Consider the following 17,832-nt stretch of genomic DNA (forward strand, 5'->3'; position numbering starts at 1 on the left):
AGCAGAAAATACCCAGAACGAACTCATCGCTGCATTGACGACCGGTTAAACACGGAATGTAAACGCCGGCTGCACGGCAAGCGCATTGTGGTGTGTTAGTAAACGGTTAAGATGGGCTAAAGGAGGATCCGATGCTGAATTCATTTACTCAAGGGCGGATGGCGGTCAACGGCACCGACATTGCCTATCGTATTGCCGGCCAGGGCGCGCCGCTACTGTTGCTGCATGGCCATCCGCAAACGCAGTTTATCTGGCATAAGGTGGCACCGTCGCTGCTGGAGAATTTTACCGTGGTATTGGCCGACTTGCGCGGTTACGGCGACAGCGGCAAACCGCCGGCCAGTGCAGACAGCCGTCATTACGCCAAGCGTGAAATGGCGCGCGATCAGCTGGAATTAATGGCGGCGCTGGGCTTTAGGCGCTTTAGCGTCATGGCGCACGATCGCGGCGCGCGGGTGGCACATCGCCTGGCGCTTGACTATCCGCAGGCGGTGGAGCGCATGGTACTGCTGGATATTGCACCGACGCTGGCGATGTATCGGCAAACCGACGAACGCTTTGCCCGCGCCTATTGGCACTGGTTTTTCCTGATCCGCCCGGCACCGCTGCCGGAAGCACTGATCGAAAGCAACCCAGAACTGTATCTGCGCAGCGTGATGGGTAGCCGCAGCGCCGGTCTACAGCCATTCAGCGAACCGGCCATGGCGGATTATCTGCGTTGTCTGCAACTGCCGGGCACCGCCCGTGGCATTTGCGAAGACTATCGTGCGTCGGCAGGCATAGATTTGCAGCATGATAGCGCCGATCAGGAGGCCGGACGCCGACTGGCGTGCCCACTGTTGGTGCTGTGGGGGGAACAGGGAACGGTGGGGCAATGTTTCGAACCGCTGCAAGAATGGCGCAAGGTGGCGAGCAACGTGCGCGGTAGCGCCTTGCCGTGCGGCCACTATATCGCTGAGCAGCAGCCGCAACTGCTGCTACAGCACGCTTTACCGTTCCTTGGCGGTGAGGATTAATCCGCTGCGCGTTGCGGCAGAGAGAAAATCAGGTGCGCAATAACGCCGCCGATCAGCCCCCAAAATGCCGCGCCAACGCCCAGCAGACTGATGCCGGAGGCGGTAATCAGGAAGGTTATCAGCGCGGCATCGCGCTGTTTTTCATCCTGCAGGGCGCGTTGCAGGCTGCCGGCAATGGTGCCGAGTAACGCCAGCCCGGCGATGGTATGAATCAGCGCCATTGGCAGGGCGCTGAACAACAGGCCAATGGCTGCACCGAACACCCCGGCCAGCAGATAGAACCCACCGGCGGCGACCGCTGCCATATAACGCTTTTTGGGATCGGGATGCACATCCTGACCCATGCAGATCGCTGCGGTAATAGCGGCAATGCACACCGAAAAGCCGCCGAACGGCGCCAACAGCAGCGCGGTGAGTGCAGTCCAACTGATGAGCGGTGAGGTCGGTATTAGGTAGCCTGCCGCTTTCAGCGTGGCGATGCCGGGAGCGTTTTGCGATGCCATGGTCACAACAAAAAACGGCACGCCAATGCCCAACAGCGTAGCCAGCGTAAAATGCGGTGCGATAAAGCTTGGCAGGGTAAAGTTCCAGCTCTGATGGGAGAATGACATATTCCCCTGACCGGCGGCCACCGCCAGTCCGGCCAACAGCGTCAGCACAATGGCATACCGTGGCAGGTAGCGCCGAGAAAGCAGATAGACCAGGCACATGCCGCCGCTGAGCGTAAAGTTGCTTTGCAATGCACCAAACGCGTCCAGGCCGAAACGCAGCAGGATGCCGGCCAGCATTGCGGCGGAAATCGCCTGGGGAATGTAATTCATCATACGGGCAAATAGCCCGGTAACGCCGCATAGCAGAATCAGGCCGGAGGCGAAAACAAATACCCCAATGGCTTCATTGATACTGGTGCCGGGCAGGCTGGTCACCAGCAGCGCCGCGCCCGGCGTCGACCAGGCGGTGAGGATCGGCGCGCGGTAATACAGCGACAGCCCGATCGAACTGACGCCCATGCCCAATCCGAGCATGCTCAACCAGCCGCCAATCTGCAGCGGCGTGGCGCCTGCCGCCGCTGCGGCTTGAAAAATAATTGCCGCCGAACTGGTATAACCGACCAGCACCGCCACAAATCCGGCGATTAACGCCGGCACGCTGATATCCCCTAACAACCTTCCTTGCCGCATCGTCGCCCCCATGATTGTGCGTTATAACGCACGAATGGCCGAGCATAGCACCGTGCGTTATAGCGCACAAGGGGCTATAATCGCCGAAAAACAGGAGCAAATCATGCAGGAATTGACCAATCACCTGGCGCACACGCTGAAGCATCTGCGCGCGGAGCGCGCTTGGAGTTTGGCGCAGGCGGCGGAGCACACCGGCGTCAGCAAAGCCATGCTTGGGCAGATTGAGCGTGGCGAGTCCAGTCCGACGGTGGCCACGCTATGGAAAATCGCCACCGGTTTCAACGTCGCCTTCTCGGTGTTTCTGGAAGGGGCGCAGCCAGCGTCTCAAACCATGTTACACCGTCACGGAAATTTACCGGTTTTCGATCAGGCCAACGCCAGTATGCGGGTGATGCCGCTGTTTCCTTACGATCGGCAACTGGGTTTTGACATGTTCGACATTGTACTGGCCGCCGGTGCCACCAGCGCCTCTTCGCCCCATGAGTCGGGGGTGATAGAACATGTGGTGGTGATTGACGGCCTGCTGGATCTGGCAATCGACGGGCAGTGGACGCGGTTGGCGGCCGGCGAGGCGATTCGTTTTCAGGCAGATTGCCCGCACGTTTATCGCAACACCAGCCAAAGAGCGGTGCGTTTTCATGATCTGATCCATTACCCGGTGAACGCATCCCCAGCGGCCATTGCGCAGCGAGAGTTTTGACAGCCTGTGGGGAAACGCTTAATTTGTTGATAACCACTCTCATTTATGTCGCTGGACATGCAGCGGCTAATCAACGCCGACCAGGCAGCAAAAGGAGCTTGAATTGCCAGTCACCAATCGACGCCAATTTATTAAACTCAGCGCACAAACCGCAGGAGCCGTAATTGCCATGACGACATTGCCGAACAGTATCCGCCTGGCCATGGCGGCAGACCAGCCCAACGCCGATCAATTCCTGTGGCTGGAGCAATTGCACAGTCAACCGGCGCTGGAGTGGGTAACCCAGCAGAACCAGCGCACGTTGGCGCGTTTCGCACAGGGCACGGATTTCCCGCGGCTGGAACAACAGGTGCTGGATATTCTGAATAAAGACAGCCAAATCCCCTGGGTCGCCAAATACGGCGATGATTACTACAACTTTTGGCAGGATCGAGATAACCCGCGCGGGCTGTGGCGGCGTACCACACTGCAGGAATACCGTAAGGCACAACCAACCTGGGAAACGGTGCTGGATATCGATGCGCTTGGCAAGGCAGAAGGACAGGAGTGGGTGTTCCATGGCGCAACGCCGTTGGCACCCGATTACCGTTACGCCTTGTTGAAACTCTCACCGGACGGCGGCGATGCGGTGACGGTGCGGGAATTTGATCTGCAACAGAAACGCTTCGTCAGCGACGGTTTTACGCTGCCGGTGGCCAAAAGCGTGGTGTCATGGGCAGATTACCAGCATCTGTTTGTCGCCACCGATTTCGGCCCCGATTCGCTGACCCAGTCCGGTTACCCACGGGTGGTTAAGCGCTGGCAGCGCGGCACGCCACTCGACAGCGCGGAAACGCTCTATCAGGCGCAGCCAGAAGATATGCGCGCTTACGCCTATCACGACGATACGCCGGGCTTTGAGCGTGACTTTATCGTGCGCATGATGGATTTTTATCATCAGGAAACCTTCCTGCTGGACGCCAAAGGCCAACGGATCAAGATTGAGGTGCCGACGGATGCCGAACTGGGCTGTCACCGTGAATGGTTGCTGATCAGACTTGGCAGTGACTGGTCGCTGGGGGATAAAACCTACCCAAGTGGTGCGTTGCTGGCGGCGAATTTTGCCGATTATCTGGCGGGGAAACGCCAGTTGAGCGTGCTGTTTACGCCGAGCGAACGCATGGCGCTCAGCGGCTACGCTACCACGCGCGACCATCTGATCGTCAGTATCATGGATGACGTGGTTAACCGGCTGGAGGTGCTGACACCGCAAGGCAGCGGTTGGCAGACGCGTCCGCTGGGCACGCCTGGCAAGCTCAGCACGCTGTCTGCAGGCGGCATTGACGACAAAACCAACGACTATTTTCTGACCGTCAGCGGCTTTCTGCAGCCCACGTCGCTGTATCTCGGCAACCTGGATGATGGTGAGCCGGCATTGCTCAAGCAGGGGCCGCAGGACTTTGATGCCAGCGGTTATCAGGTCAGTCAGCACTTTGCGCGCTCCAAAGACGGAACGCGGATACCGTATTTTCAGATTGCCGCCAGCGGTCTCAAACTGGACGGTAACAACCCGACGTTGCTGTATGGCTATGGCGGCTTCGAGGTTTCGCTGCAACCCAGCTATCTCGGCAGCAACGCGCCTACCTGGCTGGAGCGTGGCGGGGTATTCGTGGTGGCCAATATTCGCGGTGGTGGCGAGTACGGCCCGGCCTGGCATCAGGCGGCGCTGAAACAGAACCGCCACCGTGCCTATGAGGATTTTGCCGCAGTGGCGCAGGATCTGATTGCGCGCAAAGTGACATCGTCACAAAAATTGGCTGCGCGCGGCGGCAGCAACGGCGGGTTGCTGGTGGGCAATATGCTGACGCAGTACCCGGAGCTGTTTGGCTGTATCGTGTGTGAAGTGCCGTTACTGGACATGCAGCGTTATACCCAGCTTTCCGCCGGGGCGTCGTGGATTGCAGAATATGGCGATCCGCGCGACGCGCAACAGTGGGCGTATCTGCAGGCCTTTTCGCCGTACCACAACATCAAGGCGGGCGTGGCATACCCGCCGACGTTATTTCTCACCGCCACCAGTGACGATCGGGTCAATCCGTCGCATGCCCGCAAGATGGCGGCACGGATGCAACAGATGGGATACCAACAAGCCTATTTTTACGAGAATACCGCCGGTGGGCACAGTGCCGCGGCCGACAAAAAGCAGTCGGCGTTTCATGCTGCGCTGGTGAGCGAGTTTATCTGGCAGACCCTGCAGGCCAGGTCGGTGGGCTAAACGCCGGCGACGGCAAAAAAAACGGGGCCAATAATGGCCCCGTTGACGTTGGTTGCGTCATACCGATTAACGCGCGGCGGTAGTCGCCTGTTGCGCCTTCTGTTCGGTGTCTTCCGCGGTATCCAGCGTCATGCGGTACAGCTTCGGCGCGGTGAGCATCATCAGAATGGCGATAACGCCGGTAGCGATACCAATCTGCATAAAGACATGGCTATAAATCGCCAATGAAGCATGCGCATCGTTCACGTCGCTTGGTACGGCGGTTAGACCTGCCACTTTACCGGCAATCAGCGCTGCAGCCGCGGTGGTCAGGAACCAGGAACCCATAATGAAGCCCATCAGGCGTTGTGGTACCAGTTGGGCCACCATCGCCAGCCCCAGGCCCGAGATCATCAGCTCACCGACGCTTTGCAGCGCGTAGCTCAGGATCAGCCAGTTGACGGAAACGATGCCCTGTTCGTTGGCGAAGCTGGCGCCCCATGGCAGCACCAGAAACGCACCGGAGCACAGGAACATACCGAACGCGAACTTGTGCGGCATCGGCAGGCGATCGCCCATTTTATTGTACAGTGCCGCCAGAATCGGACTGGCCAGCATGATCCAGAACGGGTTCAGCGCCTGATACTGCTCGGGTTCGAACGCCAGGCCCAGAATGTTGTGTTCAACGTTATGAATGGCAAAGAAGTTCAATGAGGTTGGCATTTGGCTATACAGCACGAAGAACACCACCGCTTCCAGCATCAGCAGGAACGCTACGATCATTTTGCGACGCGCTGCGCCGTGCATGGCAAAGGTTTCCTTGGCGAACACGATCACGATACCGGCGGAGATAATCGCCAGTGCCCAGCGGGCAATTACCTGATTGTGCAGCAGCCAGCTGGACAGAGCGACCAGTGCGACGATGCCGACCAGCACCATCAGCAGCTTTTGCAGATGCAATGGTTTGAAGTCTGGTTTGGAGCCGTGCTGTTTAACCCAGCGATGGCACAGCATAAAGTTGACCAGCGTGATCAGCATCCCGACCACGCTCAGCGAGAACGCGACGCTCCAGCCGTATTTGGCTGCCAGCCAGGGCGTTGCCAGCATCGACATGAAAGAGCCGATATTCACCGACATATAGTACATGGTGAAAGCGCCATCGAGACGCGGATCGTCTTTTTCGTAACAGGTAGACAGCAAAGAGGACGGGTTGGCCTTGAACAGACCGCTGCCGACGGCGATGGTCGCCATGCCGAGGTAAACCCAGAAAATATCGTGGCCGGAGTAGGCTACCATGGCGTAGCCTACCGCCAATACCAGCGCGCCGAGGACGATGACACGCTTGGTGCCGAGCACTTTATCCCCCAGCCAGCCGCCGATGGCGACAAAGCCATACACCAGCGCGCTGAAAGACGAAAACAGCGTAATTGAATCGGCTTCGCTCAGGCCAAGCATCTTGACCAGATAAACCGCCATGATGCCCTGCAGGCCGTAATAACCGAAACGCTCCCACAGTTCGATCGAGAAGATCAAATAGAACGCCTTGGGTTGTTTAAAGGCGTTTAAGCTGACGCCTTCCTGATGTTGGTTGTTTGCTGTTGACACTGGTACCTCTTTTTTCACAGCCCGTCAGAAAGGACGGGAAATGCACAAGTTGATGCAGGACTGCACCCTTATGCGTTGTTATAGGATGGGATGACGGCGGTTAATGTTCACTATCTTAAACGGCGTGGCAAGCAGTTTGACATATTCGGTTACATATAACGTTTGTGGCATTATGCAACGATGTTGCAAATGTTATGCAGAATTAACGTTCGCATTTATTTCATTTGTCGAGTTTTTGTTTTGTCTAAAAGATATGCACCGTCGGTGTAGTGATATGTTCTGCTATTTTACCATTTTGTGGTTCATGCGATTGCATGTCGTTCAATAGGCGTTGCTATCTCATGCCTAAATGCCAATCTGCAATATTAGTGAAACAGTGAGGAAGGAGTTATGCGGTTGTTAATATGTTGTGAATTGAAAACTGTGATGTCATGCGCAATTTTTGACTAAATTTTCGCTTGAAATTAAGTGAAATCGTGATTTTAGACGGAAATCCGTAAAAACACCGTGGTTACTACTGAGCAACATCACATTTTCAATAAAAAAGAGCCGCTAACGGCCACAGCGATCCCGGCGCACATTGCGCCGGCAGCATCAGGCGTCGGGATAGACCTTTTCCTTGTATTCGCAAAGATCTTCGATGATGCAGGAACCGCAGCGCGGTTTGCGGGCGATACAGGTATAACGACCATGCAGGATCAACCAGTGATGGCAGTCGACCTTGAATTCCGCCGGCACTACTTTCAGCAGCTTGTCTTCAACCTGTTCGACGGTATTACCCGGTGCGAAGCGCGTCCGATTGCTGACGCGGAAGATGTGGGTATCTACCGCAATGGTGGGCCAGCCAAAGGCGGTATTCAACACCACGTTTGCTGTTTTTCGACCAACGCCGGGCAACGCCTCGAGTGCCGCGCGATCCTCTGGCACCTCGCCGCCATGCTGTTCCAGCAGGATACGGCAGGTTTTGATCACATTCTCGGCCTTGCTATTGAACAGGCCGATGGTCTTGATGTATTCCTTGACGCCGTCGACCCCCAGCGCCAGCATCGCCGCTGGCGTATTGGCCACCGGATACAGCTTGGCGGTGGCCTTGTTGACGCTGACGTCGGTCGCCTGTGCCGACAACAGCACGGCGATCAGCAGTTCAAACGGCGTGGTAAATACCAGTTCGGTAGTCGGGTGCGGGTTGTTGTCGCGTAAACGGGTCAGAATTTCCAGGCGTTTTTGTTTATTCATCAGGCTTTCTCTGGCTGTCCTTTTTCCAGCGTCGGCTGGTGAGCCACGGCTTGGGCTTTGCGCGCCTTCATTTTTTCATCAATCACATATTTGACCGCCAGCATCAGCCCCAGACCGATAAACGCCCCCGGCGGCAGCATGGCCAGCAGGAACGGACTGTCAAAATGCACCACTTCGATACGCAGCACTTTGGCCCAACTGCCTAACAGCATATCGGCGCCGTCAAACAGCGTGCCGTTGCCAATCAGTTCGCGCATCGAACCTAGCACGAACATGGCGCCGGTAGCGCCCAGGCCGATGAACAGGCCGTCAATAAGCGCCAGCCCGACCGGCTTGCGTGCCGCGACCGCCTCCGCACGGCCGACCACGATGCAGTTGGTAACGATAAGCGGGATAAAGATCCCCAGCGATTGATACAGACCAAAGGCATAGGCGTTGATCAGCATTTGCACGATGCTGACCGCAGCGGCGATGATCATCACGTAGATCGGAATACGCACTTCGCTTGGCACCCAGCGACGCAGGGCGGAGATGGAGCCATTGGTGATCACCAGTACCAGCGTGGTCGCCAGTCCCAGTCCCAGGGCGTTGGTGGCGGTTGAGGTGACCGCCAGCAGCGGGCACAGCCCGAGCAGCTGCACCAGCGCCGAGTTGTTTTTCCACAACCCTTGAATCATTAACTCTTTTGCTTCGCTCATTCGCCGGCTCCACAGGCAGGTAATGTGGCTAGTTTAGGCGGCAACGTTTCCATATACAACGCCGTGCGGCGCACGGAATTGACCACTGCGCGCGGGGTGATGGTGGCGCCGGTAAACTGATCGAACATGCCGCCGTCCTTCTTCACCGCCCAACGTTTATCGTCCGGGCCGTCGATTTTCTTGCCGCTGAACACGGTGATCCAGTTGCTGATGCGCAGTTCTATCTTGTCGCCCAGCCCCGGTGTCTCGTGATGCTCAATCACCCGGCTGCCAAACACGTTGCCGCTAAAGTCGGCGCCGACTAGCAGTTTGATGGCTCCTGAATAGCCGTCCGGTGCGGTGGTTTCCAGCGCGGCGCCAACCGGCTGCCCCTGTTTGCGCGCCAGATACAAGCGGTGCGCAAGGGCATTGCCGAGAGCCGGATCGCTCACCAGGTAACACTCGGACTGCATATCGTTATCATAGTGCTCGGGCGGCACCACCTGATCAAGCAGGGTTTTCTGTTGCAGGGCGGCCTGATGAGCGATGGTTTTTTGCGTCAGCGTGTTGACTACCGCGGTCAGGCCGGTGGTCACGGCGGCAAACAGTGCCAGCGTCGTGCCATGCTTTCTCATTGATTGCAGCATCATGGCTCCTTAACGATGACCGTAAACGCGCGGTTGCGTGTAGTGGTCGATCAGCGGCACGGTAATATTGGCTAGCAGCACGGCAAACGCGACGCCGTCCGGATAACCGCCGTAGACGCGAATCAACCATACCAGCAGGCCGATCAGCGCGCCGTAAATCAAGCGGCCGCGTGGGGTGGTGGAGGCGCTGACCGGATCGGTGGCTATAAAGAAGGCACCCAGCATCGTTGCACCAGACAACAGATGGATCAGCGGCGATGCCTGATGGGCGGGATCCAGCAGATAGGCGATGCCGGAACACAGTGCCAACATTGCCAGCATGCTGAACGGTATCTGCCAGTGGATCAGCCTGCGCCCCAGCATAAACAGCCCGCCGGCCAGAAAGCCGAGATTGACCCATTGCCAGCCGATGCCTGCCAGCGCAGCACCGAAAATCGGCGTTTGCAGTACTTGCTCAACCGAATGCCCGCTGCGCAGACCGGTTTTGAAACCGTCCAATGGCGTCGCCTGACTGATGCCGTCAATGCCCATTTGCAGTTCGTGCAGCGTGGCGCCCTGGCCGGTGTGGCCGCTGAAAATGGCCAGCAACACGTCAGGGAATGATAACGCGGTGGCGCGCAGCGTCTCCGGCGGCAACCAACTGGTCATCTGCACCGGGAAGGAAATCAGCAGCACCACATAGCCGACCATGGCCGGGTTGAACGGGTTTTGCCCCAAACCGCCATAGAGCTGCTTGGCAATAACGATGGCGAACAGGGTGCCGATGACGATCATCCACCACGGTGCCAGCGGCGGCAGGCTGATACCGAGTAGCAGCGCGGTCAGTATGGCCGAGTTGTCGGCCAGACGCGCGCGCACCGGCTGTTTGCGCAGCGCCAGAATGGCACTTTCAGCCAGCAGAGCGACGATCATGGCCAGAGCAACCTGAATCAGGCTGCCGTAACCGAAGAACCATAGCTGCGCGGCCAAACCCGGAATGCAGGCCAGCATCACCCATAGCATGATGCGGCTGGTGCTCTGCTGATTATGGGTGAAAGGGGAACTGGCGATATGTAAGCCTTTGGCAGCGGTCTGTTTTATCGGCCTGAACTTCATAGAGTAACTACACCTGTCTTTGCCGCGTCAACGGCAGATTCAACACGCCGCTTAACGGGCGCAGGGAAAATGATAGCGCAGCATTCTACCTCATTCGCCGGTAGGGTAATACGCAATGATATTGGGGTTATCGGATTTTTAGCACGCGTTGTGGCGTTGGCAAGAGAATTGTGTGGTTTTTTTCGCCAGCGTTTTGCGTTAGCTTGATGTTAAAGTGAGCTGCCTGGCGTTAAAACCACGTCAAATGTGCAATATCCCTAATGACAAGATGTTTATTTTGGTACATTTATTCGCACAAAATAACAACTTCTGCATAATCCATCTAGGTTATTATCCCGAGTATTATTAAGTTAGTGAATGAATAATAATGACAAATGAAGACGTTTTTTTTATTGAAGAGCTGATTGAGTGGGTCGAAATACATCTGGAAACACGGCCAAATCTTGACGAAGTAGCGCGGATATCCGGCTATTCCAAGTGGCATCTGCAACGCAAGTTCAAACGGATCACCGGTATCCAATTGGCAACCTATATCCGCTCACGTATTTTGACGCGCGCGGCCGTGGCGTTGCGTATCACTCGTCGTTCAATTATTGATATTTCTGATGAGTTGGGCTTCGACTCGCAACAAACCTTTACGCGCATGTTCAAGCAGCGGTTTGGCACTACTCCAAACCGCTACCGTTCGATGGACAAATGGGACGTAAAAAACCTGATGCCGCGTTTTAACTTCGAGGCACAGTACGAAAAGGGCTATTACCCGGAAGTGAAGCGACTGACGCTGCCGGAGATGCAGCTGGCGGGGTTTACGCGGCGGCTGGATTTTGACGTAAGGGAAGGCATGGAGCATGCTTCCTGTATGGCGATGAAAGATGAAATTTTCAACGACTTCTTTAAGGGATTAAGCGTTGACTGCCATAAGGTCTACAGCATCCATTCGGCTCGCAGCTGTGATTACGGTGAATTTTCTGCGGTGCATACCATGGCGGTAGAGCAGCCGCATCGTAAGGATATTCTTTCCGGTCATCAGATCGATAACATTCATCTGCCCGAGCGTGAATATATTTCGATTACCCATCAAGGGACGGCAAAAGAGTGCGTGCAGTTTTTTTCCTACCTGATTACCCATGTGATGCCAGGCCTGCGCCATAAAGTGAAGGGCAGCATTGAAATGGAAATCATCGATCTTGCGCAGTGGCAGCAGGATGCCAAAATGCGCCAGATTAACGTCAACTACACCTACCTGATCTCTATCGACTAAGCGCCTTGCATCCTGCAAGGCGTTATCTCAATTCTCTTTCTCGGTTTGCGCCTGCTGCGCGGCCTTTTTGGCTTTGACGCGGGCGATGGCGGCGGCCACGGCGGCCTTGCGCGGATCGTCTTCTTGCGGCGCGGCAGCCTCGGCTTCAGCCGGGGTTGCCTGTTGTGGCTGCTGCGCGGCCTTTTTGGCTTTGACGCGGGCGATGGCGGCGGCCACGGCGGCCTTGCGCGGATCGTCTTCTTGCGGCGCGGCAGCCTCGACTGCAGCCGGGGTTGCCTGTTGTGGCTGCTGCGCGGCCTTTTTGGCTTTGACGCGGGCGATGGCGGCGGCCACGGCGGCCTTGCGCGGATCGTCTTCTTGCGGCGCGGCAGCCTCGACTGCAGCCTGGGTTGCCTGTTGTGGCTGCTGCGCGGCCTTTTTGGCTTTGACGCGGGCGATGGCGGCGGCCACGGCGGCCTTGCGCGGGTCGTCTTCTTGCGGCGCGGCAGCCTCGGCTTCAGCCGGGGTTGCCTGTTGTGGCTGCTGCGCGGCCTTTTTGGCTTTGGCGCGGGCGATGGCGGCGGCCACGGCGGCCTTGCGCGGATCGTCTTCTTGCGGCGCGGCAGTCTCGGCTGCAGCCGGGGTTGCCTGTTGTGGCTGCTGCGCGGCCTTTTTGGCTTTGGCGCGGGCGATGGCGGCGGCCACGGCGGCCTTGCGCGGATCCTCTTGCTGCGGTGCAGCAGCCTCGGTTACAGCCGGCGCGGCGGCATCGGTCTGCTGCTGTGCCTTGCGTTCCCGCGCCAGCGCTTTGCGCGCTTCACGGGCGGCAATCACCGCGCTATTGTCCGGTTCCTGCCCGCCTGGCGCGCTGCCTTCGGCGGCGGTGCTGTTGCTGCGAACACGCGTCAGCGCAGCCTGTACGGCACTCTGATCGTCATCGGTCAGTTTCACCGCCGCTTTCTTGTGACGCTGTTCACGCGCCAGTTTCTCGCGTTCCATCCGCGCCAGTTTGGCTTCGTAACGCGCCTTGGCTTCGGCGGCGCGTGCCGCTTCCTGATCGATGGCCTTGATCTCGGCCTTTTCCTGCCGGTAATACTGCACCAGTGGAATATTGCTTGGGCACACGTAGGCGCAGGCGCCGCATTCAATACAGTCAAACAGGTTGTGATTGCGCGCTTTGTCGTGCTCCTGGCCGCGGCTGAACCAATAGAGCTGCTGTGGCAGCAAACCGGCCGGGCAGGCGTCCACGCACAGCCCGCAGCGGATGCAAGACTGTTCTGGCTCCTGTGGCGCCATTTCGTCCACCGTCGGTGCCAGCAGACAGTTGCTGATTTTGACAATCGGCACATTGAGCGCTGGCAGGGTGAAGCCCATCAGCGGCCCGCCCATCACCACCATCTGCTGCGGCTGCGGCTGGAAGCCGGCAAATGCCAACAGATGCTCGACCGGGGTGCCGATGCGCGCCCACAGATTACCGGGCTGGCTCAGCGCGTCGCCGGTCAGCGTGACAACGCGTTCAATCAACGGTTCGCCATCAATAATGGCGCGCTTGATGGCAAAGGCGGTGCCGACGTTTTGCATCAACACGCCGATAGCAGAAGAGTGCTTACCGTGTGGTACCTCTTTGCCGGTGAGAATTTTGGTCAACTGCTTGGCGCCGCCGGACGGGTATTTGGTGGGGATCACCCGCAGCGCAATGTGTGGGTGTTCACGCAGCGCAAGTTCCAGCGCGGCGATGGCCTGCGGCTTGTTATCCTCAATGCCGATCAGCGTGGTTTTGGGCTGGAGCAGATGGCGCAGGATCTCGGTGCCCTGCAGTATCTGATCGGCATGCTCCTGCATCAGGCGATCGTCGGCGGTGATATAGGGCTCACATTCGGCGGCATTGAGGATCAGTGTCTCCACGCCATGCGCGCCGCCCTGCAGTTTACTGGCGGTGGGAAAACCGGCGCCGCCCAGCCCGGCAATGCCGGCCTGATGGATACGCGCAACGATCTCGGATGCAGGCGCCTGGCGATAGTCGACCAACGGCGTGCGTTCGCACCAGCGATCGTCACCGTCAGGGCGAATCATCACGCACAGTTCCGCCAGTCCGGACGGGTGAGCGGTGATATGTGGCTTGATGGCGATGACCGTGCCGGAGGTTGGTGCATGCACCGGCAGCGTTCGCCCACGGCCGACGGTCAGCGGCTGGCCTTTCAGCACCGCATCGCCGACCTGCACGATCAGCTCGCCTTCCGGCCCCAGATGCTGTTGCAGCGGAATGATGAAAATATCAGGCAGCGGTGCCGTACGCAGCGGTACGCCGCTGGATTGCTCTTTCATTTCAGGTGGATGGATCCCGCCGTCGAAATCCCAAATCCGATCTTTTTTGAAGGCGGTGAACAGATTAAACATGTTGCTCCACGTGAATGACTTGCACAGGGATGGTGTTCATATCCCACTTCCAATTGGCGGTAGTGGTGGCGACCGGTTTCATTTCAATACAGTCTGTCGGGCAGGGCGCAACGCACAGGTCGCAACCGGTGCACAGATCGGTAATTACCGTATGCATGGCGCGGGTAGCGCCAACGATGGCATCCACCGGGCAAGCCTGGATGCACTTGGTGCAGCCGATGCAGTTGGCTTCGTCGATAAATGCCACTTTGCGCGTCGGTTGTGCCACTTCTTCGCCGCCATCCAGCGGCTGTGGCTCGACGTTGAGCAGCTCCGCCAGCTTCAGCATCACCTGCTCGCCGCCAGGCGCGCATTTGTTGATCATTTCGCCATTGGCCACCGCTTCGGCATACGGCCGGCAGCCGGGATAGCCACATTGACCGCACTGGCTCTGCGGCAGGATTTCGTCCACCTGTTCGGCGACCGGATCTTCTTCTACCTCAAAGCGGCGCGCGGCGAAACCGAGCACCAGACCAAACAGCAACCCAAGGGCGCTCAGTGCCGCAACGGCAATCCACAACGCACTCATTAGAATTTCACCAGCCCGGTAAAGCCCATAAAGGCCAACGACATCAGTCCGGCGGTGATCAGGGCGATAGACGAGCCACGGAACGGCGCCGGAACGTCAGCCACCGCCAGACGTTCGCGGATGGCGGCAAACAGCACCATCACCAGCGAGAAGCCCGCTGCGGCGCTAAAGCCGTATACCGCAGACTGCAGGAAGTTATAGCCAAGATTGATATTCAGCAACGCCACGCCAAGCACCGCGCAGTTGGTGGTGATCAGCGGCAGGAAGATGCCGAGCAGCCGGTACAGCGCCGGACTGGTCTTGCGCACCACCATTTCGGTGAACTGCACCACCACGGCGATGACCAGAATAAAGGACAGCGTGCGCAGGTACACCAGATCCAGCGGCACCAGAATAAATGTATTGATGACCCAGGAGCTGATCGACGCCATCGTCATGACGAAGGTGGTCGCCATGCCCATGCCAATGGCGCTCTCCAGTTTCTTGGAAACGCCCATAAACGGACACAGGCCGAGAAACTTCACCAGGACAAAGTTGTTCACCAGTACGGTGCCGACAAAAAGGAGCAGGTATTCGGTCATTGCAACGCCTAAAAAAAGAAAAGCCGCTTATTATCGGGAATCAGCGGTATAACGACAACATATGAATCGCAGGGATAATACCCTTTTTGCTACGAATTGGTCAAAATTTGCACGCCTTGGCGTACAAATCGTGCCTTCGCCCGCGCGTTTATTGGGTAAAGGTCCCCTTGACCCGTTGCGAGCGCTTGATATAGGGCACCAATAGCGCCGCCATCAACAGTGGCCAGCCGAGGCTGCGTACCGCCAGTTCGTCGGGGATTGGCGAAAAGGCGAACGCCTTGATCGCCAGCAGCACGGTAATCAACAGCCACAGCAGGAACAGTTTCGGGAAGCGGCGCGAACGGTGGCAGAACAGCCACAGCAGCCACAGGGTAAACGCCCACATGGCAAGGGTGGTGATCACCGAAAAGTACCATTGCAGGCTGAAGGCCTGGGCATTGGTCATCAGATATTCGCGGGACTCCGGGGCGACGATCGCCATGCCGTACAGCAATAGCATCAGGCTGGCGCTCAGCAGGGTAACGATCAGATAGGCCATCGGGGCCAGCAGCCAACCGCCGATGCGATTGTATTCAATAGAGGACATAACGGCTTCCTGGAAACGGTCAAGGCAACAAGCGGCATAGAGTAGCGGGTAATTATCGCCTCGTCATCCCCATGCGTGCTGTCGGCGAGGATGTGCGCAGCGTGGCATTTTTACAATTTTTGTGATCAGTATAATCTCAGTAAAACCCAGCATCTCATACTGCCATTGGCTATGGAGATAATACATGACGGAGGTATGTATTATTTTCTAAAAATTTAATGTCAATATTTAAGAATGTTCTCATTTCTTATTGTTTTTATTGTTTATTTTTTCATGTGTCTTTGGCTTGTGAATTGGCGATAGCACTTTTAAGATGCCGAAAAAATAGCCAGGACTCTCTGAATGGACTCAGTAACTCATCGGCTTGCAGCGCTACTGCTGGGCCTATTTGCTACACCCGGCGTTGCGGTTGCCATCCCCTCGGGGAACGAGGTGCCGCCGCTTGCCGCACCTGCACAGGCCGCGCTTATTGATGCTCGGCAGCAAAGCCGGCAACAGGATCGGGAGCGTGCCCTACAGCAACAGAATACGCCCGATAGCGATGTCCGGCTGACACCGCCTGGCGCCGTCCTGCCTGATTACCCGACTCACGAACGTCCCTGCTTTCCTGTCGACAGGTTGCAACTCGACGGTGACGCGGCCAGCGATTTCCAGTGGGCGCTGGATGCGGTTGATGACGCCAGGGGGCGCTGTCTGGGTGGCCAAGGAATACTGCTGGTGATTAATAAGGTCCAAAACGCCATTCTGGCCAAAGGCTACGTCACCACCCGGGTTATGGCCGAAGAGCAGAACCTGACCGATGGGATCCTCCGGTTACGTCTCCAGCCCGGGCGCATTGGCGACATTCGCTTTGGCGCACCGGTCTCCTGGCGAGGGCGATTATGGAATGCGTTCCCGACGGGCACGGGTAAGATCCTCAACCTGCGCGATATCGAGCAGGGGCTGGAGAATTTCAGGCGGGTGCCGAGCGCCGCTGCCGACATCAAGATTGAGCCTGGTCGGCAGGAGTCGACCAGCGATTTGGTCGTCAGTTGGCAAGAAGGGCGGCCGGTGCGTCTTGGTCTGGGGCTGGACGACAGTGGTTCCAAAAGTACCGGTCGTTACCTGGCCTCGGCGACCCTGGCGCTTGACGCCCCATTTGCCCAGAACGATCTGTTCTACGCCAATATTGGCAAAGACGTGCTGCAACATGGCCCTTTCGGCAATCGCTCCCATACGCTGAACTACTTTTTCCCGTTGGGATACTGGGGCTTGGCTGCCAATTACAACGACTACACCTATCACCAGAATATCGCCAACGCCAATGAGGTACTGACCTACAGCGGCAACAGCGACAATATTCAATTGAGCGTCTCGCGGCTGCTGTACCGCGATCGGTCGCACAAGATCACGCTCAATCTGCGTGGTTACCGCAAGCACTCCAGCAATGCCGTCGATGGTATCGACATCGTATCGCAAAAACGTCGCACCGCCGGTTGGGAACTGGGGCTGAACCAGCGTAGCTACCTTGCTAGCACCACGCTGGATGCCAATATCAACTGGCGTCGTGGGACTGGCGCGTTCAATGCCCTGCCGGCACCGGAAGAATCCTATCATGGCGGCAGTGCGCGCCGCGGGATTGCCATGGGCGATATCAGCCTGAACCAGCCCTTTGCGCTGGGCACGCAACCCTGGCGCTATTACACCAGCCTGCGTGCTCAATGGAGCCAGCACGCCTTGACGCCACAGGACCGTCTGGCGATTGCCGGGCGTTATACGGTACGCGGGTTTGACGGTGAACAGATGCTCTCCGGCGAGAAGGGGCTGCAATGGCGCAACGAACTGGCCTGGAACCTGTTGGCACGAGGCCACGAACTGTACGCCGCGCTGGATTACGGGCGGGTAGATGGCCCAGGGACCCGCTATCTGGTCGGGCACCAACTGGCGGGAAGCGCCATAGGGCTGCGCGGCACCTTATGGGGGCGCTTCAGTTACGACCTGTTTGCCGGGGTGCCGGTCTATAAACCGGACCATTTCGTTACCTCGAGCGTGACCAGCGGCTTTAGTCTTAATCTGGAAATCTGACGCGTC

15 protein-coding genes are annotated in these 17,832 nt (G+C 57.6%); 5 read left to right on the forward strand and 10 right to left on the reverse strand.

The features are described from left to right. The first annotated feature begins 131 nt into the window (after nt 1-131). On the forward strand, nt 132-1,016 hold the full coding sequence (locus tag AC2AXP_RS05865; protein WP_484381474.1) for an alpha/beta fold hydrolase: 885 nt from the start codon (nt 132-134) through the stop codon (nt 1,014-1,016). Here the strand turns inward: AC2AXP_RS05865 and AC2AXP_RS05870 are convergent. Beyond that, a complete protein-coding gene (locus tag AC2AXP_RS05870) occupies nt 1,013-2,197 on the reverse strand; it encodes a benzoate/H(+) symporter BenE family transporter (RefSeq protein WP_039992137.1) in 1,185 nt (394 codons plus the stop codon). The two genes, AC2AXP_RS05865 and AC2AXP_RS05870, sit on opposite strands and share 4 nt — an antisense overlap. A 103-nt stretch (nt 2,198-2,300) precedes the next feature. Here AC2AXP_RS05870 and AC2AXP_RS05875 point away from each other — a divergent pair, with 103 nt between their 5' ends. Both AC2AXP_RS05875 and AC2AXP_RS05880 read left to right on the forward strand, forming a co-directional pair. Next, entirely contained in the window at nt 2,301-2,897 is a 597-nt protein-coding gene (locus AC2AXP_RS05875) for a helix-turn-helix domain-containing protein (RefSeq protein WP_050763127.1), read from the forward strand. 169 nt (nt 2,898-3,066) lie between these two features. Next, nucleotides 3,067-5,151: a prolyl oligopeptidase family serine peptidase gene (locus AC2AXP_RS05880; protein ID WP_273867974.1), complete on the forward strand. Its 2,085-nt coding sequence runs from the start codon at nt 3,067-3,069 to the stop codon at nt 5,149-5,151. Nucleotides 5,152-5,217: 66 nt separating this feature from the next. Here the strand turns inward: AC2AXP_RS05880 and dtpA are convergent, their stop codons facing one another. The 5 genes from dtpA to rsxD form a co-directional block, all read right to left on the reverse strand. Continuing rightward, nucleotides 5,218-6,735, reverse strand: a complete 1,518-nt coding sequence (dtpA, locus tag AC2AXP_RS05885; RefSeq protein ID WP_039992136.1) for a dipeptide/tripeptide permease DtpA — start codon at nt 6,733-6,735, stop codon at nt 5,218-5,220. A 594-nt stretch (nt 6,736-7,329) separates the two neighbouring features. Beyond that, nucleotides 7,330-7,971: an endonuclease III gene (gene nth / locus AC2AXP_RS05890; protein WP_004963383.1), complete on the reverse strand. Its 642-nt coding sequence runs from the start codon at nt 7,969-7,971 to the stop codon at nt 7,330-7,332. Further along, nucleotides 7,971-8,669 carry an electron transport complex subunit E gene (locus AC2AXP_RS05895; RefSeq protein ID WP_004963381.1) on the reverse strand — a complete coding sequence of 233 codons (699 nt, stop codon included), beginning with the start codon at nt 8,667-8,669 and terminating at the stop codon, nt 7,971-7,973. The genes nth and AC2AXP_RS05895 overlap by 1 nt, the downstream gene beginning before the upstream one ends. Beyond that, a complete protein-coding gene (gene rsxG, locus AC2AXP_RS05900; RefSeq protein ID WP_039992135.1) occupies nt 8,666-9,295 on the reverse strand; it encodes an electron transport complex subunit RsxG in 630 nt (209 codons plus the stop codon). Before rsxG ends, AC2AXP_RS05895 begins: the two co-directional genes overlap by 4 nt. A gap of 9 nt (nt 9,296-9,304) precedes the next feature. Beyond that, nucleotides 9,305-10,390 carry an electron transport complex subunit RsxD gene (gene rsxD / locus AC2AXP_RS05905; RefSeq protein ID WP_449145479.1) on the reverse strand — a complete coding sequence of 362 codons (1,086 nt, stop codon included), beginning with the start codon at nt 10,388-10,390 and terminating at the stop codon, nt 9,305-9,307. Nucleotides 10,391-10,757: 367 nt separating this feature from the next. Here rsxD and AC2AXP_RS05910 point away from each other — a divergent pair, with 367 nt between their 5' ends. Then, nucleotides 10,758-11,651: a helix-turn-helix domain-containing protein gene (locus AC2AXP_RS05910; RefSeq protein ID WP_004963369.1), complete on the forward strand. Its 894-nt coding sequence runs from the start codon at nt 10,758-10,760 to the stop codon at nt 11,649-11,651. A 27-nt stretch (nt 11,652-11,678) separates the two neighbouring features. Here AC2AXP_RS05910 and rsxC read toward each other — a convergent pair whose 3' ends face one another. The 4 genes from rsxC to AC2AXP_RS05930 all read right to left on the reverse strand — a co-directional run bounded on the left by rsxC (nt 11,679) and on the right by AC2AXP_RS05930 (nt 15,762). Next, nucleotides 11,679-14,027 carry an electron transport complex subunit RsxC gene (gene rsxC / locus AC2AXP_RS05915; protein WP_484381475.1) on the reverse strand — a complete coding sequence of 783 codons (2,349 nt, stop codon included), beginning with the start codon at nt 14,025-14,027 and terminating at the stop codon, nt 11,679-11,681. Beyond that, nucleotides 14,020-14,595, reverse strand: coding sequence for an electron transport complex subunit RsxB (gene rsxB / locus AC2AXP_RS05920; RefSeq protein WP_004963363.1), 576 nt, complete (start codon nt 14,593-14,595; stop codon nt 14,020-14,022). Before rsxB ends, rsxC begins: the two co-directional genes overlap by 8 nt. Next, the gene (gene rsxA, locus AC2AXP_RS05925; RefSeq protein WP_004963360.1) at nt 14,595-15,176 is read right to left on the reverse strand and encodes an electron transport complex subunit RsxA; all 582 of its coding nucleotides are present in this window, start codon (nt 15,174-15,176) and stop codon (nt 14,595-14,597) included. The genes rsxB and rsxA overlap by 1 nt, the downstream gene beginning before the upstream one ends. Before the next feature lie 148 nt (nt 15,177-15,324). Beyond that, on the reverse strand, nt 15,325-15,762 hold the full coding sequence (locus tag AC2AXP_RS05930; protein ID WP_004963358.1) for a DUF2569 domain-containing protein: 438 nt from the start codon (nt 15,760-15,762) through the stop codon (nt 15,325-15,327). Nucleotides 15,763-16,104: 342 nt separating this feature from the next. On the opposite strand from AC2AXP_RS05930, the gene AC2AXP_RS05935 reads away from it, so the two are divergent. Next, nucleotides 16,105-17,826: a ShlB/FhaC/HecB family hemolysin secretion/activation protein gene (locus AC2AXP_RS05935; protein ID WP_484381476.1), complete on the forward strand. Its 1,722-nt coding sequence runs from the start codon at nt 16,105-16,107 to the stop codon at nt 17,824-17,826. Nucleotides 17,827-17,832: the final 6 nt, after the last annotated feature.

It is taken from the genome of Serratia sp. Sp408 (assembly GCF_057180665.1).